The sequence below is a fragment of the Leptospira kobayashii genome (assembly GCF_003114835.2).
In the GTDB taxonomy this organism is placed as follows: domain Bacteria; phylum Spirochaetota; class Leptospiria; order Leptospirales; family Leptospiraceae; genus Leptospira_A; species Leptospira_A kobayashii.
This window is the reverse complement of sequence record NZ_AP025028.1, coordinates 3,001,551-3,026,429: the sequence shown is the minus strand read 5'-3', so window position 1 is coordinate 3,026,429 and position 24,879 is coordinate 3,001,551. Positions and strand designations below refer to the sequence as shown.

Genomic DNA, 24,879 nt, shown 5'->3' with positions numbered 1-24,879 from the left:
ACCTCTGAATTTTCTAAGGGATAATTATGGCAAAAATAAGAAAAGTGTGCAAGAAAAAATTTGAATCCTGTTCAAAATACTAAAAAAAAATACAAATTTTGATCTTTTAATAGTACATTTTGTAATAAATCTGGATTTTGGATCGTCAAGCGTCGTCTTTGAAGTCATTTCTTTTCCTTTCTTCGTGAAATTCCCTTCTGTGAACCGATCGATTCTAGTTTGGTTTTCTTTTTCCATCTTCCGGTCACAGAAAGTAAATCCTTCCTTTGCTAATCCGATTTTGAGCGGGTGGCAAATTCCTTTTTAGATTCCATTTTTGAACATGTTCAAAAAAAGTTGACAGGAAATGTTGGTAAGTAAAATAATTGAACGTGTTCAAAAAAAGGAGTTTCTTATGAAAAACTTTCTATCGTTGATTTTACTTTCGGGTTTGGTCGCAGGCGGGAGCCTGTTTGCACAATCCAATGCAGAGTGCGAAATTCAGAATTTAAAATGTGTAAGCCATCATTTAACCAACGGACTGTATGTGGATTTGTACAGAAAAAATGGTGTGGGGAAAACAAGTTTGCATATGGCGGTGGAGAACAACAATACGGAAGCTGCCCGACTTATTTTGCAAACCGATTTGGGAGTCATCTCTCTTACGGATGCAGGCGGGAACACTGCCCTTCATCGCGCAGTAAGTTTGAATGAAAAAGGAATGGTTCAAACGATTTTGGATTTCAGTCCGGATGTGAATTTGGAAGATCGAAACGGAGAAACAGCACTTGATCTTGCACGTGCTGCAGGATACCTTGATTTGATCGATTTACTTAGCACTCGCGGCGGAATTTCAAAAAAAGAAAACCATTCGTCTACCACTACCATTTGGTTGTATCTTGTTTATATAATACTCAGCATTCTTGTTACAGTTTGGGTGGCCCGGACTCTTTCGGGTAACGGAAAGGTTTTTTTGGTGGATGCATTTAAAGATGCGGAACTCGCGAATTCCGTAAATCATTTGTTAGTTGTCGGATTTTATTTAATCAACTTAGGGTATATCACTATGGCTCTTAAGATCGGATTAAAGCCGAACGATATGGTGGAGGCAGTGGAGATTTTGAGTAACAAAGTGGGGATTGTCATTTTACTTTTGGGTTGTATGCATTTTTTCAATTTGTACTTATTCGGAAGACTGCGCAAACGAACTCTTTTGAAAAAAGAATTGGGTGTTGAATCCTAAAATTAAATTGAAAAAAGTCGGAAATCAGGAGATGGAAAAGTTGAAAAGAAAAGAGAAATTGCCCCAGACTTTGCCTAAGGATACGGAAAAATCGAAAAAAACCAAGGAGCTCATTTATAATACTGCAATTTCTCTTTTTCAAAAAGACGGATATGAGAAGACCACCATGAGAAGCATCTCTTCCCAAGCAGGTGTTTCTTTGGGTTCCGCCTATTATTATTTTGAGTCAAAGGAAGACATTGTTTTGCAGTTTTATTATTTTTCTCAGGAGGATGCCAAGGTCCAGTCAGAAGAATTTAACAAATCAACAAACGATTTCAAAAAACGATTCAAAAATATAATCCTTTATAAGATCGATTCCTTTGCGAAGTACAAAAATTTTGTATCCGTCCTTGCTAAAAATGCTGGGGATCCGAACCACTCCATCTCTCCTTTCAGCGAAGAAACAAAACAAATCCGGGAAGATGCCATCCAGATCATCCGAGAGGCTTTGGAGTCATCCAATTTGAAACTCAAAGGCGAAATCGTTTCTTTGTTACCGGAACTACTTTGGCTGTACCAATTGGGTATTGTCTATTTTTGGATCTCCGATAGTTCGAAATCAAGCCAAAGGACAAAACTCATCGTAGATGAATCATTGGATATGGTTTTTAAATTGATTCAAATATCCAAATTTCCTTTTTTCAAAACCGTGATCGGTTCCATTCTAAAGTTGTATAGATTAGTCAAAGGAAATTAAAGTCGAATGATTGCAGGTGATAGCCGCGGTTCTTTCCGGCTATGGAGATTTTTTATTTTGGTATGATCTTTCTGTATCTGATATAAAATCTCTCGAATTCGGAATGGTCCCAAAATTGTATCGCTTCTTCGTTTGCTAGAATTGCGCGGAGTTCAATGGCAGGGATTTCTTTTTCTTTGCACCAGAGATCCACGTCTGCAAGGAGCCTTTTCATATGACCTTTTTTCTTTTGTCCCAATTTTGTAACAGCAAGGTCAATGAATAAGGATCTTTCTTCCGTTAGATGAGGTTTCTCTTCGATTCTTCCTATGATAAGAGAAACCAATTCTTCGTTTTGGGAATTTTCTTCCGCTTCGAAAATTCCTTTCATATAGACCTTTCCCGAGCCTAAAAGTTTAAAGTAGATATCTGTGAACTTTGTAGCGGCTCTGGGGCGGATTTGGAAAAGGCCATCCAGGGTGAGACCGTTGACCTTACGAAAGAACTGATTTACCAGTTCAATCGTTTGGTTTCTATCTGATTCGTTTAACTCTCGTAACACTAAATCATTCGGTCGATGATATAGGATTTGATTGCAGTGATTGCAATACGTTCCTGTTTCATGGAATCTCTTTCACGGATGGTGACTGTTCCGTCCTGCAAACTATCATAATCCACAGTGATGCAGAAAGGAGTTCCGATTTCATCATGACGTCTGTATCTTTTTCCGATGGCACCGCCGTCATCATAGTCCGCATACCAGTGGTTGCGCAAATCTTCGTAGATTTCTTTTGCCTTTGCATCCAATCCGTCTTTTTTCATCAAAGGAAAGACTGCTACTTTTACGGGAGACACTCTTTTTCCGAAACGAAGCACGGTTCTGATCTCTTCGTTTTCCAATTTTTCTTCTTCGTAACCGTCGCATAAGACGGCGAGAAAAAGTCTATTGAGCCCGAGAGCAGGTTCTACAACATAAGGAAGGTATTTTTTCTTTGCTTCCAAATCATGGTATTTCAAATCTTCGGAAGAAAATTTTTCATGTTGGGTAAGGTCGTAGTCTGTTCTGGAAGCAACTCCCCAGAGTTCTCCCCAACCAAACGGGTATTTGTATTCGATATCGCTTGTAGCATCACTGTAAAAGGAAAGTTCTTCCTTTTCATGTTCTCTTACCCGTAGGTTTTCCTTTTTGATGCCCACAACATTCACGAGCCAGTTCATACAGTAGTCTACCCAATACTTGAACCATTCTTTTTGGGTGCCGGGTTCGCAGAAAAATTCCATTTCCATTTGTTCGAATTCGCGGGTGCGGAAAATAAACTGGCGCGCCATGATTTCATTTCGAAAGGATTTTCCGATTTGAGCGATTCCGAAGGGAACTTTTTTCCGGGCGATCTGGGAAACATTTTTAAAATTAATAAAGATACCTTGTGCCGTCTCCGGGCGAAGATAAATATCCACGGCTCCTTCTTCCGAAGCACCGTGAGAGGTTTTGAACATCAAATTGAATTGGCGCGCTTCCGTAAAAGTTCCGGCAGTTCCGCAAGTGGGACAGGCGTATCCTTTTTCCAAAATATGGGTTGTGAGCTCGTCCAGGGTCTTGCCTGTGGCAGCACCTTCTCCTTCCTTGTCTTCGAGGAATTTGTCCACTCGCACTCTGGCTTTGCATTTTTTGCAATCCATAAGAGGATCATTGAAATTGGAAACATGGCCGGACGCCTCCCAAACGCGGGGGTGGAGCAGAATCGAGGAGTCCAGTCCCAGGATATCGTCTCTTCTGTGGACAAAATATTCCCACCAAAGTCTCTTTAGGTTATTTAATACCTCTACGCCGTTCGGACCATAGTCAAATGTATTGGAGAGTCCCCCGTAAATCTCGGAACCGGGGAATACAAAACCTCTCCGTTTGGAGACTGCTACGATGGATTTGAGGGACTGCTCTTCTTTCTCTTTCGGCTGTGCCATATTCGCCAAATTTTTTGTTTTCCGCTAAAATTCAAAGTATTTTCCTAGAGATTGTCACTGAATGAACCACCCAAACCAAAGTCATTTGTCTCGATTTCATGAGAAAGGTCTTAGCTTTCTTATCTGGATGTCGCCTATGTTTTCCCTCGGCATCTTTTTTGCGCTGGGAGTACTATTCGCATTTCCCAAAGCGGTTCGCTTAAAAAGAAAAGCTCTCTTTGTTATTTTCATTCACTTGCTTTCCTGGATCTTTTTTTATCCGATCGAGTTGCTTCACAGATCCAGTTTGGAATGGGAATCCAGAATTAATGAATTCTTAAGTTTGGAGTCCAATGTCAATCTAATCAAAGCTTGTGTTTTCCTGATTGTAGGTAGCTTTCTTTTTCTCAATTACATACATTCTTCTTCCCGACAGAATGCCCGGGATAAAAAAAGAAATCTGCTTTTACAAAATACGTCTCCCGGTTCCATTCTTCGAACGGAAAAAAGAGTAAGGGACTCCAAGTTCGATTATTTCCTGCTTGTACTTTTTCTCAGTTTGTTTCTGACATTCGCCTTTAGTTTGTTAATTGAGTGGATCCATCCGAAGTCGGCTTATAATCCGATCCTCCCTCTTGCAAATCTATATATGTTCTTTTTCAATTATCTGCTTTCCTGCGGTATTTTGCTTTTGGGTTTCAACCGAAACAAAATCCCTTCGATTTTGTCTTCTTCCTTTATCAAATACGAACGAGGGATACGATTCAGGGAATCCTGGAAGGATGCGGCAAACAAATCGGAAAAATTTCCTTTCTTGAAAGAAATTGAAGTTAAAAAAAGAGCTTTGTTTCGAGACAGGTTAGTGCCCGGATGGGGGCATATTTATTTGGAAGATTTTTGGAGAGGCTTCCCGTTTTTATTCGTTACACTCCTTCTCTGGCTTTTTCTTGCGGTTTGGACTTTTTCTTTTATCAGTCCGGTATTCGGACTTCAATTCCTGGGGGGAATGGGTTTGAAGCCGGGTATTCCGGATAAGAGTTTTTTTCTTGCGGCACAAAACATCGCTTATTCGATCCTAACCTTGTCCGCTCTATTGTTTATTTATTTCTATTCAAATCAATTGCTCACCCGTAGTTTCTCTTTGGAAAATCTGGGACTTAAAAATCCCGGCGAAAAGGAATTGGATCCTGTTTTTGAACCGGGGATTCGCAGAGGGTTTCGGAACACTCTTCCCATGTCCCTTCTATTTCATTTGATTTTGATTTGTCTGGTATTTATTATTCCTATTTCACTGCAAAGAAACCAACAGAAGAAAGATAAGTCCTCTGACAAAAAGAACCATTTCCAACCGGAAAAGATGGAGTTCTATTTTATCGATCCGAATATCCCGGATGAGATGGACGGATTGAACGGAGGAGTGGTTACCGGAACCGATACGAATAATAAAACCCAAGGTGAAAAAATCAGCGATGAAAAGGCCGCAGATAACGGACCAAAGGCGGGTTACGTAAAAAAAATCCGGGGTAAAAAAATACCACCCACTTATTCCAATTATATTTCGGCTAAGATGAGAATTCCCGAAAGTTATATGGATTATTGGGCGAAAGCTCCCCATCCTTATTCCAGTGTGGTTGCTTATACGATCACGCAAGAAGGTGATATAGTCGATGTGGAACTTGTGGAAGGATCGGATTATCCGGATCAGGATTTACGCACTCTACAGCTTGTGGAAAGTTTGGGGCCTCTGATACCTCCGCCTAACTCAAAAAACGATATCCGGGTTACCGAACTTTTTTGGAACGGACCGATCGATCCGGAATTTGTTCCCACACCGCTTCAGAAAGAAATGATCAATATGTTTGACGGAAGATATATGGAAGAGTTGCCAGAATGAAAGAAATCGAATTGACCTTGTTTGATTATATGATCGGTTCACTTTCCGTACTTCCGTGGGCAATCGTGTTGTGGAAGAGTTTTCCGAAAAAATTATCACGGAATGCCCAGATCGGTATCGTGATGGCGTTGTTACTCGGTTGGGTTTCCACGGTTCTTATCCTTTGGCTTCATCCGGTGATCTGGCCTCAAACCGATTTTGTTACCAAAAAGAAGGTAAGCATGCTTACGCAAACCGCCCATCTTGCTTTTATCCAGGCGGGGATGATGGAAGAGAGTTTTAAGATTTTATTTATTTTACTTCTTAGTTTCGCACTTAGCTTTGATTTTAAGACCAAATCCTTTTTGCCTGAGTCGGTGTTGTTTGCAGGATTTGTGGCTCTCGGGTTTTCCTTTATTGAAAATACCCATTATATCGCCCGGGAAGTTTCGGAAAGAAAATTGGATATATTTCTGGCCAGAACGATTCATTCGTCTAATATCCATTTGCTGATCAATTTATGTTTCGGAATGTTCCTATTGAAATCCAATTCGAAAGAAACAGGAGAGAAGGTCAGATATCTCTTTTTTGCATTTTTACTCGCGGTTCTCCAACACGGAGTTGTGGATTTTCTTTTGATTCCTGGAGCCTCCTTCGGACAGTGGGTCGCCTCAGCGATGTTTGTCGGAATTTGGGTATGGGTCGTTCGTGATTGGAGAATCTATGTGACTGCTTATCTACTGGATAAAAAAACTCTGATCCCTGCTTCCGAATATTCTTCCCAGTCTACTTGAAAACTCCGGATTTTCGGAATCTCGGGATGGTTCCAAATTTCCGCCCAAAACTTGGGAACTACTTCTTCCGGAGCACCGGGATGGATGGCAAAATAACGACCGTTTTGCGGGGAAAATGTGATTTTTTCCAAACCTTCCAATGTCGCTTCATCTTCTTTTACCGCATAACCGAGTAAAAAATCATAAGCTCCCGTTTCGTCTTTCTCGTAATTGAAATAAACTGCAAATAAGGGATCGAACCTGCGAATTACTTCCAGCTTTTTGGGAAGATCTAATTTATAAAAATCGGAATAGATGGAAGGTATGATTTTATCGGCTTCTCCCGGTTTGTTGGTGGTTCTCACCTTCAAACCCATCACCGTGAATGTTTCCGTAGAAACCAGAGGTTCGGAAAGATCTGTCATAAGAAAATATTTAAATTTCCCCGCTATGTCTGCAATCATTTCCTGTATTTTTATTTGACAGATTCGTTCTCATAAGAAATATGGTAAATACTCCTGGTGATAATGGAGAGAAGGCAATACCCGTTCCCATTCCGAACACGGAAGTCAAGCTTCTCATCGCCGATGGTACTATTGGGTTCGCTCAATGGGAGAGTAGGACGTTGCCGGGTTAGGCATTATAAGTTAATAAGGCGTGGTCTTCGGATCGCGCCTTTTTTGTTTTTGGAGCGTTGTGAATGTCCGGCAAGTCCTGGACTTTTCGCTAGGTAAGCAAAGCTTACTCCGCGAAAGTCCTTTTCTCGCTCCCTATGGGTCGCTGCGAAATGTTGCCGGGTTAGCAATCATACCCGTAAAAAAGCCAACCGAAAGGTTGGCTTTTTTTATACCCAAATCGAATTTGAGCGAACCCAATGGAATTGTATAATTTGGTTCGCGAAATGACAGACTTGCGACCCATAGGGAGCAAGGCTCGGACACTCGCCCGCGGAGCGGAAAAGCGAGTGGGGGTGGAAGTAGGACATGGTTAGGCATTATAAGTTAATAGGGCGCAGTCTGGTGACTGCGCCTTTTTTGTTTTTGGAGCGTTGTTAGATCCGGCAAGTCCGGGACTTTTCGCTAGGTAAGCAAAGCTTACTCCGCGAAAGTCCTTTTCTCGCTCCCTATGGGTCGCTCCGAAATGTTGCCGGGTATATTATGAAATATAGTTGGTTTGTAAAATGATCGAGTTGCGACAACAGGAGCAAGGCTCGATCGGTGCAGTTACGAAAGTGACGGAGCGGGACATCGTAAGCTTGTATATCCTTCGCTTATAAGATTGGATTTTGGTATCCCCGCCCTGATTTGGGAGGGGTGAACCACCCGCCACCCAATGAGTCCCAACTAACATATTCAATTCGAATTGGCAATCCCTACTTACGTTTTCCTGAAAATTCTCAGAAAAAGTTCGCCTTTTTACCTGAGCCTCACAAAAACTATACAATTAAACAAAATGTATGTTAGATTAGACTAAAATAGTTTTTGGAAAGGAACTTGATAAGACTGACTAATAGAAGTTAAAAAAGGAAACTCGAAATAACAGAAGAAATAATAAGAACTAGTTATCGCTAGCGAAGTGTAATGAACAAAATCCTGCGCCAGTGATCGACCAGCGAAGCGAGCGTTGCCGTCGAGGGAGAGCGCGGTCGGTTAACGAAAAAGAGGAATTGTAAAAGAAAGATGCGAGACGCCTAACAAAACATAGATAAAGTGTCTCTTCTCTTAAAGGTAAGGGAGATGTTTCTCGCGGTGGCGAGGCCAGGACGGCCGAAGCGAGTGCACACACGGAGGTTACGCGCACAGGAGCGTGGAACATCGGACGCTGGTATGTTTGGACTTGGAAATGCTTTAACCAACATAAACAGTAGTTTCCGGTTTTATGGGCCATATTTCTTGCAAAGACTCCATGGCGCGGCGCTAGCAGACTTGGATATAAATGCTTTAGTTGTCTGGTCACATTCGTACCGGTCGGCTTGAATATTTTGCTTGACAGATGGTTAGGTACCTAACCATATAATTAGGCGCCGAACTAAAAGGAGGAGAATTGGATCATTTAGCGAATAATACAGCCGGTTTATGGGCGAAGCGATATTACCTTGCCAGTCGGGAGCTGATGGAAGCAACCCTTCGGCCATACGATCTAGGCTCAACTCAATGGTACGTGCTATGGCTACTGACTCACCAAGGACCACGTCCGCAGCGTGATTTCTTGGCATTGCTACAAGTGGAGAAGCCGACACTCAGTGAAATCGTGAGTGCACTCGTTCGGAAAGAGTTGGTCGAGCAAAAGGCGGCATCGGGAGATCAGCGACAGCGTCTATTGGCGTTGACAGATTCTGGAAAACGACTTTGGGAGATTTTGCCCAACCCACTTGATCTCATAGTGACGACTGGATTTGCAGGTGTGTCAGAATCAGATTTGGCTACGGTAGTTCGCGTCTTGAAGGGAGCTACAGAACGATTGAATCAAATGACAGGAGAAATGAAGAAATGACTATTCTCGTAACTGGTGGGACGGGCCTCGTTGGCTCACGTCTATTGCGACATATGGCAGACTCTGGCACGGCTTGCCGAGCGCTTATCCGCTCCGATAAGAAACTGCCAACTGGAGTAGAGGCAATTGAGGGGGACATTCTTGATCCAGATTCGTTGGTGGGAGCAATGAAAAATGTATCGGCCATAGTGCACCTAGCAGCTGTGTTCCGAACGCACGACGAGGATTTGATATGGAAGGTCAATCTTGAAGGAACCCGTAACTTAATCGCGGCAGCAAAGACATATGCACCCGGTGCACGATTTATTATGGCGAGCACAAGTAACGTCTATAGCGCCGATAATCCCCATCCTGGTCGCGAAGACGATTTGGTTACGCCGAAGCATGCATACCCTGCTAGCAAAATCTCCGCAGAGAAAGAAATACGCGAAAGTGACCTGAACTGGTCGATTCTACGATTTCCATTTGTCTATGGAGAAGGAGATGGTCATCTTGAAGACCTCCCCAAGCATATCATAGGGAAGTGGCATCCAGCACAAAAACTGAGTACAATTCACCATCACGACATTGCGGTGGCAATAAAGATGGCTTTGAATGGTCTGATGGATGGTCAAATCGTTAACATCACCGATGAAGCTCCAACATCGGTCTACGAATTAGTTAGACTTGTTGGTGTAGCGATGGACCCATCATCTGAGCCACTTGTGAATCCTTGGTATCTGCATGTAGATGGCACCCTTGCTCGTAGCCTCGGATTCCAACCTACAATTAGAACAGTCTACCAAGCGGTCCAACAGAACCTTCTCTAAAGTGTAAATTTAGAATTGCTCAGCTTCAGTAATAGGTGACCGTGAAATCTTCCACTCTGAAGCTGGGCCTATTCTTGGGCCGAGTTTAGGTCTTAAAAACTATACAATTGAATGAAAAGTATATTAGGTTAGACTAAAATAGATTTCAGACAGGATGTTGATAAGGTTGACTAATAGAACTTAAAAAAGGAAACTAGAAATAACAAAAAAACTAATAAAACTAATAATCGCTAGCGGAGCGTGATCAATAGAATCCCGCGCGCGAGGGATCGAAGCGAGGCGACGAAAGGCGCCGTCCGAAGGACCGAAGCCGGTAGGCGAAGTCGCGAAGGAGCCCGGTCGGTGCGACAGATTCCATGAATCTTTATCTAAAGATTCGACGCGCACCAACTAACTTTAATTTAAGATCCTATGTTTCCCGACTTAGTTTCTCTTTGCAATTTGTTCGAATTGTTTACGCATCATATGTATAAATTCGATTTCACCGCTCATTCTGTAAAGACTGGCAGCACCTTCGTAAACTATCATAATTTCTAATGCAAGTTTGCTCTTGTCTTCCGAAGTATTTTTGCGTTTGGAAGAATGTTTTTCCAGAACGGAAATTACCATCTCCAGCCAATGTTTTTTGATAAGCCGCAATTTGGATTCGAAGGTAGTTTTGTCTTGGGCCGAGAGTTGGGAAGCAAACGACCCGAAGGGACAACCGTAGTATTTTTTAGCGCGTATGGCTCGTTCGATCAAAGTGGTCCAACTGATAAAAAAATCGGATAAAGATTCCGCTCGGCCGGACAAACGATCCAAAATTCCTAAAAATTCTTTTTCCTTAAAATCCAAATAAGCTAAACCCAAAGCAGCTTTGGATTCAAAATGATAGTAGAGGGTAGGCTTTTTGATATCACAGGAAGTGATGATTTCCTCTACTCCCGTATTTACATAACCTTTGGAATAAAATAAATCCGCTGCCGAATCCAAAATTCTTTCTTTTGTATTTAGTTTGGTCATAAATATTAAAAAATATCTTGCTTGATATATACCGAACGGTAGGTATAGTGTCAAGATAGTTTTTAAATCAAGGGAAAAGGAAAATCAAATGGATCATCAAATATTGCCTGAATCGGTTAATAATCGGTATTATCTTGAAAAATCGATTTTCATAGAAGAGATCGAAGGTCTGGAACTTTGGAGGCTGGGAAAAGATCATTTTGATGAGTTCAATGATTTTATCTTCCGGGTTTACGCGGAAGCTTTCGGCGAAAACGGAAATTTACCGTTTACTCATTCCGACATTGTGGAACAAAGTTCGATCTATTTTCATCAAACAAAGGTTTGTGGAATCAAACATCCCAGCGGTGTCTTACTGGGAACATGGGGATTGGTCCTAAAAGACCTGGAAAAAGATTCATTTCCTCTTCCGATCGAAACAAGATACGGTTTGACGCCGGAACAAATTGTAAATAATGCGAATGCACCTTCTGTACGTTATATATTCAACGGCTGGCGAACCGCAATCGATAAAGAAGCCATTCAAAACTTAAATATTCCCAAACAAAAATCCATTTTCATTTTTGATTTTTTACTCAGAGGGTTAACTAAAGATTTTGCCGGAGAAAGTAGTTCTTATCTGGGAGTTTCCGAAATGGAAATGCTTGTTCTGAAATACCATCGTAGAGTGGGAATTCCTTGGGTGATTCTGGGAGAACCTTTGCATTTTTGGGGTAGGGATCGTTTCCCTTGTGCATTCCAATTGGGTCTTTTTGAGGATTATTTGAAAACAAATCATCCTGATCGATACAAGTTTATTTATGATAAATAAATGAGACGGATTCTCTCATTGTTTTTTGATTGAAAACAAAACGGAAACTAACATCCTTTCTGTTCTATGGATGTTTGTGATCATGTTTTTCAAGTCTAAAAATATAAATATTGTTTTGCTTATTTTACCGATTCTTTTATCATCTTTTGTTTTTGCGTGCAAAGGTGAAAACGATGAAGATGACGAGGATCTGCTTTTAGGACTTGCTTCACAGCAAAATACAAGCGTTAGTGGCCTTTGCAAGAATTTTGCCAATGGACCCACATTCTCCTTTGATGGGGTAAATCTTACTTCCTCTCCTCAAAATCTGATAGGAACCAGCAATGGAAATTTTTACGCAGGTGTTTTGGCCAAGGGATTGAAAGCGAACGAGAAAATCATTTTTAATAATATCGCTGAAACAACTACACCTTCTATCAATGCATACTCAGGTTCCGTTTGTGAAATTTCCGAATCGAGCGTATCTGCTGCCGGAACACTTCTTTCTTTCAACGAAGACAATTTAACGGGAGTTCGCACTTATACTGTGGTGACTGCCGGAGATTATTTTTTCGTTGTGAGCGGAACGACAAGCAATGTTAAGGCGATCACAGTGGTTCTCGAATGACATTCCGTCTTTCTTTCAGATCGTGTAATCACTCATTTTAGAATCATTGAAAATTTGAATATAATGCTGCTTTGAGTTTATTGCGAAAACGGGAATTTTTTTTTGTAAAAATAAAATTTTTTTATAAAATTTCGCATAACGTTTATCTTGTTTTATCGTTTACCGTTTTGCTATGTAATATTCATTTGATTTACCTGTTAGGAGGTAAGTTCTGAAATTTGTTATGCGCCATATTGCGGGCATTAGATTTATTATGCAGCTTCACCCTTCCCAAAGGCAAAAAAGAGGATATTTATGAAAAATTCATTATTGAAATTAGTTATCAGTTTAACAATTGCAGGTTCTACATTTGTTGGCTGTAAAGAAGATAAAAAAGACGACGATACAGCGGTTCTTGCATTATTGCTACTTGCCACTCAAAGTGGAGGCGGGTGTAACGTTACTATTAATTCTGCTAGCGGAAACATTGCATCTATTGCTGCATCCAGCACTGAACAAAAACTTTCCGGTTCTGCATCCGGTTCTTCGAAATTAGGTATTGTCACTGTTAGCGGCATCGCAGCAAACAAAAAAGTGGTATTTAAAAACGCGAATTCCGTTAGTATTTCGGCTTACCAAGGAACATGTCCGATCAACTTAGGTTCTGCGACTTCCGCATCTTCCAATTTCACTACTAGTACAAGTGGTACAACTACATCCTATACAGTTTCTTCGTTGGGTTCTACAAACGGGAATTTCGTATTTTTCATTACTGCAACATCATCTGTGTTTGACGCTATTACAGTATCTATCACCGATTAAGCTGATTCTTTTTACGAATAGAGAGGTTTCCCTCTATTCGTAAATCTGCGTTAGGAGAGAAATGCTCCCTTCTTCTGTAAGCTTGCGCTTGCTGCCGATAAAAAAGGTTCTCCTTCGGTCCTACACTCCTCTAAAAGTAGCGGTTTTCGCCTGGACAAAAAAGGTGAGCAGTGTTCGCTTTTCGAGAAATGGAGGCTCACGTTTGCATTCTATTTATTGCAAAAAAAAATAACATTTATAATTAAATTATAATTTTATTTTTTGGAACTGTCGTCTAATCCGAAATTTTTTCTTTACTACAAAATTGTCATAAAGGATAATACCTTCTATTCGGGGTTACACTAATCAAAGGGATCGCAAAACCTATGTCATAAATGAGTAGGCTTTTGTTCTTTATGTTTTGTTGCACTTGGATAAAAAACAGAGGATATACATGAAAAATTCACTTATCAAACTAGGAATCTGCGTAGCGCTGATTTCCGTTCTAGTTGTAAATTGTAAGAAAAAAGAAGAGGATGACAATACTCCTGCAGCACTTCTACTTCTTTACATTAACGACCAAATGTCAGGAAATTGTGCTACAATTACAAAAGCTACTACAAGTGGCGTTGTAACTTACACTGCAACAGCAAATGCTGTTCCAAAAGGCGGATGCAACGAAGGAACTTTAGCAACTTATACAACTAGCTCCGCTACCGCAAAAGCAACTTCTGATGCTGACTTTGATGCAAAGACTCCTTTCCTTTCAAAGCACTCTGAGTGTTCCTCAGTTGTTACAACTCAAGCTGCTTCTAAAGCAAACATCACAACTACTTCCCTTGAGACATCTGCAAACAATGATGCTAGCGGTTGTACTTCCTACGGTAACTCCAACGCAGGTCAAAAATTTTGCAAAGATGCAGCTTCTCTAGCGGCTCTTAAAGCAACTATCCAATACCTATCTATTGGCGATGCAAAAACTGACATGTCTACGAACTACACTGGACAAATCTTAGCAAACACTGCAACTAGCACAGGAGCATCTTACGGATACACTGTAGCTGCTTTGACTAACCTACGTCTTGCTACTACTGCAGAGTTGAGTGTAATTTCCAAAGGTGCTGAGTTTAGTGCAGTATTTGCTTCCATCGGTACTGCTGCTTGCCAAAACAAGCTCATTGCTGATTCTGCAAGCTTGAAAACATTGCTCACTAAGACTGTTGGTCTTACTAGCGGAACTATTACAGGAACATCTGTTTCCAGCTCTGACCGCGCTGCAGTTTCAGAAACAATCATCACTGCTTTGACTTGTAAATACGGTGCTGGTTTTACAACTGCAACTGCAACTAGTGGAACAACTGCTGCAATCGGAGTTTGTCCTTCTAGCTACCCAACTTTCTAATCCTTATTTAAAAGTTTAGTATGTTGCACGAAAAGCCACTCCCGAAACGGAGTGGCTTTTTTATTTTCAGTTAAGTGTTAGAGTTTGAAAGGAATGATTGCTTTTAATCTTTCTTCTTTGATTTGTTCGGGGTGAATGGCGAAGGAAAGATTCGGATTTGCGAATTTGCTGCAAAGCAAGGATTGCAAAGAAGATAGATTGTTTTCCAATCCGAATGCTTTCTGAATTTCCATTATATCTTTGTTCAAACAATCTGCAACTCCGTCTCCGTCAGAATCTTTTTCCATTCGAACGCCGGGATAAAGCCAGATATCGGTTTTATCGTTCTTATCAATATCGATTTCGATTCTCGCAACGATTCCTTTTGTGATTTGAGGTTTTGCAAAACGGTTATAATAAGTAGTCGTTTCCAAATAATTGTCTTTATCTTCATCCGTCTTTTCAATGAGTTTGGTATTGCCTGGGCCATACCATGTCTGTTTGATGACCTGATCTTTTGTTTTGAGTTCATTGTAAAATAACATTGTATTTTCTTTCCTGTTCGGATCTGCTTTGAGCCAAGAAAAATCATCAGTGATTCCGTCTTGGTTGGAGTCTGTTTCCAGGAAGGTTCCTAGCTTCAGTTTCGAATGCATATGTAGAAATTGATCCGGTTTTCCGTCTTTACTGATATCCAATTCCGTTGTTTGAAACGTCGGGTCATTGCATTGATAAGTACAAAAAGCAAATGAAAGAACAAAAAAATATTTATAATAATCCATATTTTCCATCCTAATTTTTAACGTGTTTTGAAAAAGTTATATTTGATATGATCATTACATAGCATTGCCTATCCGGAAGGGTAGTTTCCTTCGCTACAAATGAAACCTTTTCCAAGTTGGAATTTTTCATTTTCATACTCTAAAGAAAGGACCTCTTGCTATCAAAAACAGTCCAAATAGTAGTAAAAATTCTTCCGGTTCATTTGTTATGGACAAGTGGGGAATTTCTCCTAACAAGGAATATACATATGAAATTTAACCGAAATCTAGCTTTCATAGTCATAACGACTATAGTTTTTGGGGCAAGTCTTTCTGCCCAAGGTAAGGTCGAAGGAAATGCTCTCCGACTCAAAGGTGGTCTTTATTTAGGATCCGTTCAATCCGATTTGGAAAAACGCTACCAACTCGCAAATATCATTGGCGGTCAATTTGATTTGGATTGGAAGAACCGAGGTGGATTGGAACTTCTCAATCAGTTCGGAGCCGAATACTTTCATGGAGTCGATGCGGGTATTTTAACTCATATTGTGGCAGGAGTTAACTTCAATCGGTTCCCGAAGAATTACGAATGGAATTCAGTGTATCAGACCGGAATCGGTTTGAAGGAAGGAGAATATTATATGGGCTTCACCGATTTTACGCTTGGTGCCGTTCTCTCCCCACAAGCTAACCTACGTATTGTGCCAAAATATGTTATCCGCAATTATCGTCATTCTTTGCAAACATCTTCTATTTACTTGGGAAGTCCGGTGGGAATCGGGGATGAAACATTAACCGCAAGAGGAACTTCCGGGTTGCTCGGCGTAGGCTTGGAATATGATGTCACCCCGACAGTAACCGTATTTGCCGATGCACTTGTATACGGACCTTTTTTACTCCAAGGTTCCGGAGCTTATAATCGGGAAGGTCTTACCGCAACAACGGGACTCGCAACTTACGAAACGGGAAGCGGCGGGTTTCATATGTCCAGTACAAAGATCGCTGCAGGTGCCACCGTACAAGTATTAGATGGTCTTCGTGTTTTTGCAAGCTTGGATAAAGAATCCATCAAAACCCAGTCCACTTCTCCAATTGGAGTTTCTGTTTCCGCCACACCTTCCGGGGCAGCATCTGCAGGAATCATCATTCCCACCGTTGTAGAGGCAATTGCTTTTGGCAGCGAAAAGAAAACAGAGATTTTTGGCCTCAAATTCGGGGTCACTTACGACATCAATTTAGGTGGAAAATAAGAAACTTTTTATATAAATGAAGTTGACATCGGAGTATGATCCTGGCATATGGTAAATACTCCTGGTGATAATGGAGAGAAGGCAATACCCGTTCCCATTCCGAACACGGAAGTCAAGCTTCTCATCGCCGATGGTACTATTGGGTTCGCTCAATGGGAGAGTAGGACGTTGCCGGGTTAGGCATTATAAGTTAATAAGGCGTGGTCTTCGGATCGCGCCTTTTTTGTTTTTGGAGCGTTGTGAATGTCCGGCAAGTCCTGGACTTTTCGCTAGGTAAGCAAAGCTTACTCTTCGGAAGGTTATTTTGGCAAAAAGGCGAACTTATTTGTAAAATTTTGATTGGAAAAGGAAATCTTCTGGAAAGAACACATAATGCGTGCTAGTTAGGACACATTGGGTGGCGGGTCTAGTTCCCCTCCCTAAATCGGGCGGGGATACTCCGATCTCCCGCGACGGTGGACACAACGTCCAAAAAACAAATTGCCCTTAAAAAAAACTTGTTCTGCCTAAATGGGTTATGCTGTAATGTCTGTTACTGTGAATTTTCCGGTGCAGATAACAAAACTATTGTGGGCTAAAAATTCATTTTTGTTTCTTTTTTTATTGATAAGTCCTTCCTACATTTTTGCAGATTCGGATATACTGGTCGCAAATTTTGAATCGAAACTGGAACGCGAGGCTTTAGAATTTCATTCTCACGGCGAAAAAACGGAAATTTTTGGTTCTGAAACTTTTCTCTCTGTCACAAAACTGACATTTACCGTTCCTGAGGTGGATTGGGAAGAAGAGGAACGGGACTTTCTTTTGGAGGCAATCGTTCTTCAGAAACAAGTCCGGTCGGATTTCCGGAAAGAAATGGCCGGCTTCGAACCAACTCAATCCATCAAACCCCTGACAAATTCCGATCACGATTTTTATTCTTTTGTATCTAAGACCATTTTATTTTTCAATTCAAATCAACCCAATCCTCCGCCGATTCGTTTAACAAACGTAATACATTTTTTCCGCTCGTTGCATGACCGAGCCAAGGGCTTCCGTCCCATTTGTCTTTCTATCTCTATTCCCGACCGCTTGCTGCAATTTTTAGCGATCAAACTCAATTCTCCTCCTCCGAAGTCCACAAAACAGGTTCATATATGAAGAAAAATTTCCTTTCCCTCTCCGATAAAAAAATTACCCATCTCAAATTCGATTCCGATTCTCGAATCGGTTTTTTAGAAAAACTTACTTCTTTCATCATCTTACCTATCTTCCTCATCACCATGGTTTTGCCTATGGATGTTTTGGCGCAGAGTGTTCCGCAGCTGACCAAACTCAAACCATTTAGAGGCGAGGATTTGCAGCCTTATGTGGAGGCAGCAAACAATGCACAGACGGAATCAGAATGGTGGAATATCGTCCGATCCGGGTCAGATGCAGTAGAGGCAAACTGGGAAGCTGAAGTAGAAGCAGAGATCAATACAATACTGAGCTCGGAAAACAGAAGTGATGCGGTCAATGATGTAGAAACCTATAGACAGGCGATACGAGCCGATCTGGAATTGCAAAAACAAGGTGCAAAATCGGAATGGGCAGCGGAATTGAGCCTATTCATCCAATCGGAACTTTCTCATTTCCTCGGAACAAAATCGACGGAAAAAAATACAGATATAATCACTGAAAAAGATTCTCTGCTGAATGGAGTTGATCCGACAGTAGAGGAGCTCTCTGTAAATCAGGAATTCGATCCCACCCAGGCCGCAAAACAATACTATGACGGCAAAGCTCTTTGGGATTCCAAATGGTTGGATTTATTGACAAAGCGGGACAATTGGATTAATAACTCTTCGACTACAATCGAAACCGGAATCAATGAATGGAACCAAGCCATTGATCGATTGGTTCAGGAAAAACAAAACTATCTGAGCTCACTCGACCAAAAGGAAGCACTTTGGCTGCAAAACAAAGGGTTGGTAGAAGAGAGTGAGTTGAAAACAAGAGATCTGATCCAATCGATGGTCACTTCGATCCAAGGAGAATTCCAGGGAACACTTACGGGAAACCCTGAATTGAGTTCTAATTTCGGAGATCTGTCCGCGCTTCTTATTCAAATACAAGAAAAATTGGATACAGGTGCACCTCTCGAACAAATTGCATCTACGATGAGTCTCTTCTTCTCACAACAACAAGAATACGCCGCAGAACAGGCTGAATGGTGGAACGATAACAAGACGCATACGGGAACGGAAAGGATTGACGGAGCCCATTGGGAACCGCCGGGATGGATCGGTTCTGTTACTGTAACATGTACGGCGGGTGTTTGTCCGCCGATTACTTCGTTTGGTACATTATGGGCTCCTTTCACAGCCGTGCCTCAGCTGGCTACGAATGAAGTTTTTTCTCTTTCTAAAAAGAGTATTATGACCAGTGGGTATGGGTTTGGGCCAACTCCCCTTCAATGGTGGGATGAGACTAGAGCGAATGTGTCTCTTGATAAAGTGCAAGGATATACTATGGGTTTTGTCGAAATAGGAGCACTCGTTATCTTTCAGTCGGTAAACTCCACTCCTTATGAAAATCATACTGAAAATTATTCTTTTGCAGGAGGTAATTTTGAATATGTACTTAACACCATGCTCGCAGGAACTTTAATCACCTATCCATATCTCCCAGCATTTTCCATGAGAATAGAAAATACATATTCAGCAAGTGATCAGTATCAAATTGCGATGAATCAGAAAATTAAAAAGGCTCTAACAGGCAATGCTGACTTGAATGTTCCGGGTGCTGTTATTTCTCAATCTGCTAAGGTATTATACATTGATCCAGCTGATGGGATTGAGAAAGAAGGAACTGCTTACTTTTCTACAGGGTCTGATGGAACCCAACAGATTATGGCAATCAATGGTGCCGCTGGTGAGAGCCTAACCAATTTTTCCCTTCAGACAGAATACACTTATATAGATACGAATGCGCAAAAGAACGAAGATGATTGGTCTTTGCTTGCGGGAAAATACAATTCCTTGGCGGAGACATTTGCGAGTATGGTAGACCCTCTTAAGTATTGGAGGGAGAAATCCATTCAATACAATGAAGACTATCAGGAGAGGTTGGATGAACTGAATGCACTCAGGCCCGTTGTAACTCCCATTTATGACGAGCAGATCAATTCTTTGGTTCAACAAAGAGATGCTTGGATCAAAAATACATACGGCTATACAGTTGGCGGCAATGCATCGTATAATAATGAAAATAGCGAGTTCCGCAATGGAATGAAAGACTGGGATGAAAAAATCGGTCTATTCCTGAATGTGGAAACCAACTGGTTTTTGGCATCCAGAGACAGATTGAAAGATGCTGTGGAGAATCCCGATACAGGAGAATTGAAATTCGTTAACGATACAAGTCAAACTGTGAATTCTTTAAAAACGGATGTAGTGAATTCGGAACAGAACACTTCTCAATTGTACCAATCCGCCGATTCGCTTACTAATAATTTTCAGTATTCCCAAGCTGCGGAACTCTATGACCAGGCGATTTCCAATCGGGGAAATGAATCTTATCTGAATTCTCAGGTGAGTGTTCTGAGCGAACAGATACAAAATTCTTTGATTCGAAGTGAAACTTATAAGCTCGCAGAATTAGACGCATCGGCTCGCTTGAACCAATTGGCACCGGAACTTTACGGACAAGGGGCCTACTTTTTTACAAACGAGGAATTAGCATCCATCCAATCGAATGCTGATGTATTGCATATCGCTTCTTCCGATTGGGCGGATCAAATTACCGAAGCGAATAACAAGCAGATTGCGGCAGATAGTGATCGCCTAAATGCTACAGGAATCGTAGAAGATCTGAGAATTGCAGCGGGTTTTAAAAAAGGAATTACGGATGAAGAATCCAAAGCACTTGCTTTTGCCGATACTTTGTTTAAAAAAGCGAATGATTACATTCAATTGTCGGAAAACTTCAAGGATGAAGGAAAATTCGACGAAGCCGAATATTATTTGCAGCTTGCCGGGAAGAAAAAAACGGAAGCCACCGAATATTTAAACAAAGAATACGCAAGTTATGCGGAAACCGCGCAAGGACAATTGGATCTGGATCAATTGAGTTTTTCCAAGTCGTCTTATATAAAATATAAAGAAAGCCTGCTTCAAACAAACTTAACCAATACGGAACAGTTGAATGCCGCATTGAAAAAACAAAACAACGATCTATTGGGTATTTCCGAACTTGGGGAACAATACCAAAAGATACAATCCATGTTGGAAGAGGCCCGGTTGTTGTCTTTGCGAGGCGAAGAATCAAAATCTAAAGTGGATCAACTATTGACTCGTTCCGAGGAGTTGGCCCGAGCAAATGTTACAGGTGATCTATTGGATGGTTTGCAGGAGATGATCTCTTTTCTTTCCGAAGGCACACCGGAAGCACTCAATAAAAATGCCATAGACAAAGCGATTGCTCAATCGGAAAGCGATTTGGCGGATACTAAAGATGAATTGAACGATTTGATTCAAAATATGGATCGGGTGCTTACAAACGCAGATGATATAAAACTTTTAAACGATCTTCTTAAAGAAACGAATAATTCTTTTAATCTTGCGGCTAACAGTGCTTTGTTTAAATACATGCAAGGTGCTGCCGAAAGGATTATGGCGGAAAATCAAAAAGCAAGTGAAGAACTGGAATCCAATCTTTGGGAGGAATTGAACTCAGGCTCGAAATATAAATATCTTAGAGACGCTGGATATACATTCCGAAAAGGAAGCAACGGACTGATCATTGCTCAGGTAAGAATTTATGACGGAGAAGCACGATTAGAAGGGGATGCAAGAAGATATTCAAGTTATATTGCCACAAAAAAAGATTATCTATCTTTTTCGGTGCAAACCAAATTCGATCCTCCTTCCTTGAAAGTATTTCAAGTAGATCCGGAGAAAGTGCAATTTAGTACGGAATTGGTGAATGCATTCTTGAACGCATCGGAAGAGACCGAAGAAGCATATGCAGACGCAAGAACAAAGTTCGGAGACAAAACCGAAGAGATCCAGGCGAATTACAACAACCAAGAAGAAACATGGGATTATTATTACGGGATCTTTTTACAGCAAAGAAACTACTTGGCGGATGACGGCGGTGCTGCTTTAAAAGAGCTTGCAGCAAAACAGATTGCAAGACAAACAAACTCTACTTTGGCGGAAGTATTGGCGAGTCAGGCTATGGCTCCACAAATACTCCCGGGAACCGGAGGAACAATCGCACAACAAAATACGGATGTAGCAGATAATTCCGGAAATGAACTCAATAAAATAGAAGAAAGCCTTGTTGCTTCTTATTATAATATGGTATCCAATGCGAAGAAAGGTTATGAAACGAGCGAAGCTAAGTTTCAATTCGTGGATAAAGGAGACGGATATTACCGCGCCAGAAAAACGATAGAAAGAACTGCATTGGCACCAACACCGGTCGGCCCGATTCCCGTTCAAGTAGCGGTAGGTGAAATCAAAGTGGATATCAAAAAAGATTTCGCCTTCTCTGAGTTAGGATTTAGTTTCAATCAAAGCAGAAGCGGATGGAACAACATTTATTCCATATTGAATGAAATTTACGACAAATACAACGAAGTCACAAAAGATGCAATTAAATATGACCAACCTGAAATAAGCCCTTGGGTGGATGTTGCTTTGGGAATGATCGGAGGAACCGGCTCCATGAGCCAAAGATTCACCGCATCTTCTCAAAGTTATTTTAGAGGACAGGTCAATCAGATTCTTGCAAACGATCCCAATGTAAAAGCCTTAGCCCAACAAACAGGCGTTCCTGTTGGTATTTTGACTCAACTAGGAAATCAAAGAATCGACAAAGCAACGGAAAGTTATGCACAGTCCTTGTTTGCAGAAGGTATTGAAAAAGCAACAGGCATCAAAGGAGCTGCTGCCGCACTGAATAAATGGCAAGGAGACAAAGATGCAAACGATGCCATGAAAAAAAGCGGTTCGTACAATATAGGAATGGCATTAGGGGGTATTGTCTCTTTAACTCCTCTGGGAATGCTTTACAAGCAAGATGAAATTGCACGTGAAACTTATAGAAATAGGGATACAGTTGATGCCATTGTTGCCGCAGGAGCTGTGATTGCCGCGCCGTTTACGGCAGGAGCTTCTTTAGTTGCTTATGCGGGTTATAAAGCAGTGGAAGGTGCTTTCGATGGAGGCGTAGTTGGTGCTTTGACGGGACTTGCAAATGTTGGAAACGCATTCTTGTATGCAACTACCTGGGGAGCGGTCTCGTATGATGTAAGTTATTCGTATGCTGACGGGTTTGAAGGAAGCGTTGGAGTTGGATATAAAATTGCTCCAGGTATTGGGATCGGAGGAACTGTCAGTTATTCTCAAAGCGAAGGATTTGGGGGAAGTATCGGACTACAAACGGGGAATGCGAATCTATCTGCCAATCTGGCGATCAGTTACACCCAAGCAGGCGGAACATCGTTTAGTGCAGGCTTAGGCATAGGAACGGGAGGAAGCCAGGGCAAACCAAACGGATCACTGAATATAGGTGGAAGTTATTCCGCACAGAACGGATGGGGAGCTAGCATTGGTTATTCGGCCAATAACAACGTAGTTCTTCCAGGAGCAGGTTTGGAACTGAACCGAAGCGAATACGGTGGTTGGGGTGCCTCCCTCACCACGGATGATTATATGAGTGAAGGAAGAGATCCTGCAACAGGTAGTATGGTAGGTAGGTTCCAGGGGGTGAGCGGAGCTTTGAATTGGAATCAGCATACAGGATTTTCCGTTTCAATGAACGCAGATGGAACAAATCTTCTGAACTACGATTTAACGACAGGAATACTATCAGCGAATTCGAATTATATCGCTGACCATAGTATGAACGTTGGTCTTCGCGAAGGAGTAGAAGAGACTCCGGAACAAAGGGCAGATAGGGAAGCCGAGAACCGAAGGGCACAATCGCAAGCGCACCAAGGTGCGGATGTGATTGCGGGGGCAGGGTATGGAATTGGGCGAGAGGGGGATGGCGAAGAACGTATAAAAATTAAGACAAAGCCTGAAGGGAGAAATGTAGATAAAAAACAAACGCAGGATGTAGAAAATGAAATAAAAAAACAAGTTTCTCAAACAGACTCAGAATCAGAAAAACGTGCAGGGTTGATATACGGTATCGGAACATCTATCACTGAAAGTTTGGATTATTATATTGATTTAGGAAACCATTATAACAGCTACTCTGGAAATGAAGCGGAGCATTTGTCTACGTATGCCGAAAAATATAGTGAAGAAAGAAGAAGCCAATCTTCAAATCCAAATTCTTTTGCTGAAGGGTATGAAGCTGGTAAGAAAGTAGGATTTTGGGGAGGCCTAGCTCTAAGTCTTGGTAAGAGTTTAGTAACGAAAACAACATCTGTCATTACCAATATGGCTTCTAAAGGTGATGATATAGCAAAGGATGTTGTTAAACAAGGAAGCCCATTACAAGAATGGCAAAAGTATAAAACAAAAGAAATAAATCGTAAACTGGCCAATGGAGAAATTGATAAAAAAGCAGCTGATAATCTTCAAAAAGAAGTTAACCGTGAATTTCATGAGAGAACAACCGCTCAAGGAGGAAATTACAGTGACAAAGTTTTTGAATATAAAATTAGACAAAAAAACTTAGGAAAGTAAACTAATAAAAAATATGAGTAAAGATAAAAATATAAAAGTAAATAACTTATCATACGGTGCTATTTTAAAAGTATTTAATGAATTATCTTTTGAGCAAAAGCTGTATTTAATACAAAAACAAGATACTTTCTATCAAGAAAGAATTATTAACCTTTTACCTAAATCACTCGGAGATTTAATTACCGAAGAAATTAATAAACTTATTATATTAAGTGGAGATGAAAGGGAGGACTTGATAAATAAAATAGCGTCCCTTCCAACTGTTTTTATTCAATCAGAATCAAGTGACTCAAATGAAAAGCTTAGTAATTTAAAATCATTAGCTCGATCTATTTCAGACGATGATTCGGATAACAATTTAAATAATCTTAATTTAGTGTTATACGAAATATGTGTTCTCTCAAAGAGAGAAGGATTTGTTTATTTGGATTTCTTGCTACTTAGAGAAGACGGCATTCAGGAAGATGTGTTTTGCTGGTTACTAACAGAATTAACCATGGGTGCTGATTTAAGTAAGGTAATCAAAGAATCTTCTCTTTTTTCGATGCCTTCTTTTGGGAAATCTAAGTATATTGGAATGTTGACGAAAGGGCTTATTTATATACAAACAGCGAAAGACTGCACTGAATTTTTGAAATAGAATTTAATTAACCCCCCCCCCCACGCAAGGGATCGGAGCGAGGCGACTGGAGGTCGCCGTCCGAAGGACCGAAGCCGTTAGGCGGAGTCGCGGAAGAGCCCGGTCGGGGTTATCGATCCCACCTGGCTCCATCTAACAGATCCGATGCGCC

The 24,879-nt window shown here is 41.1% G+C and carries 19 protein-coding genes and 2 rRNA genes; 16 read left to right on the top strand and 5 right to left on the bottom strand.

Annotation, left to right across the window (positions count from 1 at the left end):
- Positions 1-394 precede the first annotated feature (394 nt).
- Together DI077_RS13515 and DI077_RS13510 are read left to right on the top strand one after the other, a co-directional pair.
- Positions 395-1,222, top strand: a complete 828-nt coding sequence (locus tag DI077_RS13515; protein WP_167837147.1) for an ankyrin repeat domain-containing protein — start codon at positions 395-397, stop codon at positions 1,220-1,222.
- Positions 1,212-1,961, top strand: coding sequence for a TetR/AcrR family transcriptional regulator (locus tag DI077_RS13510; protein ID WP_242935203.1), 750 nt, complete (start codon positions 1,212-1,214; stop codon positions 1,959-1,961). Before DI077_RS13515 ends, DI077_RS13510 begins: the two co-directional genes overlap by 11 nt.
- 52 nt (positions 1,962-2,013) lie before the next feature.
- Here DI077_RS13510 and DI077_RS13505 read toward each other — a convergent pair whose 3' ends face one another.
- Both DI077_RS13505 and DI077_RS13500 read right to left on the bottom strand, forming a co-directional pair.
- Entirely contained in the window at positions 2,014-2,502 is a 489-nt protein-coding gene (locus DI077_RS13505; protein WP_109020385.1) for a GNAT family N-acetyltransferase, read from the bottom strand.
- Positions 2,502-3,902 (bottom strand): glycine--tRNA ligase, encoded by a 1,401-nt coding sequence (locus tag DI077_RS13500; RefSeq protein ID WP_167837146.1) that lies wholly within the window; start codon positions 3,900-3,902, stop codon positions 2,502-2,504. Before DI077_RS13500 ends, DI077_RS13505 begins: the two co-directional genes overlap by 1 nt.
- Positions 3,903-3,963: 61 nt before the next feature.
- Here DI077_RS13500 and DI077_RS13495 point away from each other — a divergent pair, with 61 nt between their 5' ends.
- Together DI077_RS13495 and DI077_RS13490 are read left to right on the top strand one after the other, a co-directional pair.
- A complete protein-coding gene (locus tag DI077_RS13495; protein ID WP_109020383.1) occupies positions 3,964-5,775 on the top strand; it encodes a hypothetical protein in 1,812 nt (603 codons plus the stop codon).
- Positions 5,772-6,548 (top strand): PrsW family glutamic-type intramembrane protease, encoded by a 777-nt coding sequence (locus DI077_RS13490; RefSeq protein WP_109020382.1) that lies wholly within the window; start codon positions 5,772-5,774, stop codon positions 6,546-6,548. The genes DI077_RS13495 and DI077_RS13490 overlap by 4 nt, the downstream gene beginning before the upstream one ends.
- Here DI077_RS13490 and DI077_RS13485 read toward each other — a convergent pair.
- Positions 6,488-6,991: a GyrI-like domain-containing protein gene (locus DI077_RS13485; protein ID WP_242935202.1), complete on the bottom strand. Its 504-nt coding sequence runs from the start codon at positions 6,989-6,991 to the stop codon at positions 6,488-6,490. The genes DI077_RS13490 and DI077_RS13485 overlap by 61 nt on opposite strands.
- 53 nt (positions 6,992-7,044) lie before the next feature.
- Here DI077_RS13485 and rrf (DI077_RS13480) point away from each other — a divergent pair.
- The 3 genes from rrf (DI077_RS13480) (at position 7,045) to DI077_RS13470 (ending at position 9,829) form a co-directional block, all read left to right on the top strand.
- A 5S ribosomal RNA gene (rrf, locus tag DI077_RS13480) occupies positions 7,045-7,161 on the top strand.
- 1,409 nt (positions 7,162-8,570) lie between these two features.
- On the top strand, positions 8,571-9,020 hold the full coding sequence (locus DI077_RS13475) for a MarR family winged helix-turn-helix transcriptional regulator (protein WP_217351558.1): 450 nt from the start codon (positions 8,571-8,573) through the stop codon (positions 9,018-9,020).
- Positions 9,017-9,829 carry an NAD-dependent epimerase/dehydratase family protein gene (locus DI077_RS13470; RefSeq protein ID WP_109020381.1) on the top strand — a complete coding sequence of 271 codons (813 nt, stop codon included), beginning with the start codon at positions 9,017-9,019 and terminating at the stop codon, positions 9,827-9,829. The genes DI077_RS13475 and DI077_RS13470 overlap by 4 nt, the downstream gene beginning before the upstream one ends.
- Before the next feature lie 423 nt (positions 9,830-10,252).
- Here the strand turns inward: DI077_RS13470 and DI077_RS13465 are convergent, their stop codons facing one another.
- On the bottom strand, positions 10,253-10,831 hold the full coding sequence (locus DI077_RS13465; RefSeq protein WP_109020380.1) for a TetR/AcrR family transcriptional regulator: 579 nt from the start codon (positions 10,829-10,831) through the stop codon (positions 10,253-10,255).
- A gap of 88 nt (positions 10,832-10,919) precedes the next feature.
- On the opposite strand from DI077_RS13465, the gene DI077_RS13460 reads away from it, so the two are divergent.
- From DI077_RS13460 to DI077_RS13445, 4 genes are all read left to right on the top strand, one after another.
- Positions 10,920-11,642 carry a hypothetical protein gene (locus DI077_RS13460; protein ID WP_109020379.1) on the top strand — a complete coding sequence of 241 codons (723 nt, stop codon included), beginning with the start codon at positions 10,920-10,922 and terminating at the stop codon, positions 11,640-11,642.
- A gap of 25 nt (positions 11,643-11,667) precedes the next feature.
- On the top strand, positions 11,668-12,249 hold the full coding sequence (locus tag DI077_RS13455; protein WP_109020378.1) for a hypothetical protein: 582 nt from the start codon (positions 11,668-11,670) through the stop codon (positions 12,247-12,249).
- Between the two features lie 294 nt (positions 12,250-12,543).
- Positions 12,544-13,050, top strand: a complete 507-nt coding sequence (locus DI077_RS13450) for a hypothetical protein (protein ID WP_109020377.1) — start codon at positions 12,544-12,546, stop codon at positions 13,048-13,050.
- Positions 13,051-13,483: 433 nt separating this feature from the next.
- The gene (locus tag DI077_RS13445) at positions 13,484-14,431 is read left to right on the top strand and encodes a hypothetical protein (protein WP_109020376.1); all 948 of its coding nucleotides are present in this window, start codon (positions 13,484-13,486) and stop codon (positions 14,429-14,431) included.
- A gap of 77 nt (positions 14,432-14,508) precedes the next feature.
- Here the strand turns inward: DI077_RS13445 and lsa25.6 are convergent, their stop codons facing one another.
- Entirely contained in the window at positions 14,509-15,192 is a 684-nt protein-coding gene (gene lsa25.6, locus DI077_RS13440) for an Lsa25.6 family adhesin (RefSeq protein WP_135354881.1), read from the bottom strand.
- Positions 15,193-15,440: 248 nt separating this feature from the next.
- Here lsa25.6 and DI077_RS13435 point away from each other — a divergent pair, with 248 nt between their 5' ends.
- The 5 genes from DI077_RS13435 to DI077_RS13415 all read left to right on the top strand — a co-directional run bounded on the left by DI077_RS13435 (position 15,441) and on the right by DI077_RS13415 (position 24,728).
- Positions 15,441-16,421: a hypothetical protein gene (locus DI077_RS13435; RefSeq protein WP_109020374.1), complete on the top strand. Its 981-nt coding sequence runs from the start codon at positions 15,441-15,443 to the stop codon at positions 16,419-16,421.
- Between the two features lie 60 nt (positions 16,422-16,481).
- Positions 16,482-16,598: ribosomal RNA gene (gene rrf, locus DI077_RS13430) — 5S ribosomal RNA — on the top strand.
- 333 nt (positions 16,599-16,931) lie between these two features.
- Positions 16,932-17,561: a hypothetical protein gene (locus DI077_RS13425; RefSeq protein ID WP_109020373.1), complete on the top strand. Its 630-nt coding sequence runs from the start codon at positions 16,932-16,934 to the stop codon at positions 17,559-17,561.
- A complete protein-coding gene (locus tag DI077_RS13420) occupies positions 17,558-24,088 on the top strand; it encodes a TIGR04388 family protein (RefSeq protein ID WP_109020372.1) in 6,531 nt (2,176 codons plus the stop codon). The genes DI077_RS13425 and DI077_RS13420 overlap by 4 nt, the downstream gene beginning before the upstream one ends.
- Positions 24,089-24,101: 13 nt before the next feature.
- A complete protein-coding gene (locus tag DI077_RS13415; RefSeq protein ID WP_109020371.1) occupies positions 24,102-24,728 on the top strand; it encodes a hypothetical protein in 627 nt (208 codons plus the stop codon).
- Positions 24,729-24,879: the final 151 nt, after the last annotated feature.

Bases quoted from the DNA above. Each gene is read 5' to 3' on its own strand.
- DI077_RS13515 (WP_167837147.1), top strand. From the start codon at position 395: ATGAAAAACTTTCTATCGTTGATTTTACTTTCGGGTTTGGTCGCAGGC.
- DI077_RS13500 (WP_167837146.1), bottom strand. From the start codon at position 3,902: ATGGCACAGCCGAAAGAGAAAGAAGAGCAGTCCCTCAAATCCATCGTA.
- DI077_RS13495 (WP_109020383.1), top strand. From the start codon at position 3,964: ATGAACCACCCAAACCAAAGTCATTTGTCTCGATTTCATGAGAAAGGT.
- DI077_RS13490 (WP_109020382.1), top strand. From the start codon at position 5,772: ATGAAAGAAATCGAATTGACCTTGTTTGATTATATGATCGGTTCACTT.
- DI077_RS13485 (WP_242935202.1), bottom strand. From the start codon at position 6,991: ATGATTGCAGACATAGCGGGGAAATTTAAATATTTTCTTATGACAGAT.
- DI077_RS13470 (WP_109020381.1), top strand. From the start codon at position 9,017: ATGACTATTCTCGTAACTGGTGGGACGGGCCTCGTTGGCTCACGTCTA.
- DI077_RS13465 (WP_109020380.1), bottom strand. From the start codon at position 10,831: ATGACCAAACTAAATACAAAAGAAAGAATTTTGGATTCGGCAGCGGAT.
- DI077_RS13460 (WP_109020379.1), top strand. From the start codon at position 10,920: ATGGATCATCAAATATTGCCTGAATCGGTTAATAATCGGTATTATCTT.
- DI077_RS13450 (WP_109020377.1), top strand. From the start codon at position 12,544: ATGAAAAATTCATTATTGAAATTAGTTATCAGTTTAACAATTGCAGGT.
- DI077_RS13445 (WP_109020376.1), top strand. From the start codon at position 13,484: ATGAAAAATTCACTTATCAAACTAGGAATCTGCGTAGCGCTGATTTCC.
- lsa25.6 (WP_135354881.1), bottom strand. From the start codon at position 15,192: ATGGATTATTATAAATATTTTTTTGTTCTTTCATTTGCTTTTTGTACT.
- DI077_RS13435 (WP_109020374.1), top strand. From the start codon at position 15,441: ATGAAATTTAACCGAAATCTAGCTTTCATAGTCATAACGACTATAGTT.
- DI077_RS13425 (WP_109020373.1), top strand. From the start codon at position 16,932: ATGGGTTATGCTGTAATGTCTGTTACTGTGAATTTTCCGGTGCAGATA.
- DI077_RS13420 (WP_109020372.1), top strand. From the start codon at position 17,558: ATGAAGAAAAATTTCCTTTCCCTCTCCGATAAAAAAATTACCCATCTC.
- DI077_RS13415 (WP_109020371.1), top strand. From the start codon at position 24,102: ATGAGTAAAGATAAAAATATAAAAGTAAATAACTTATCATACGGTGCT.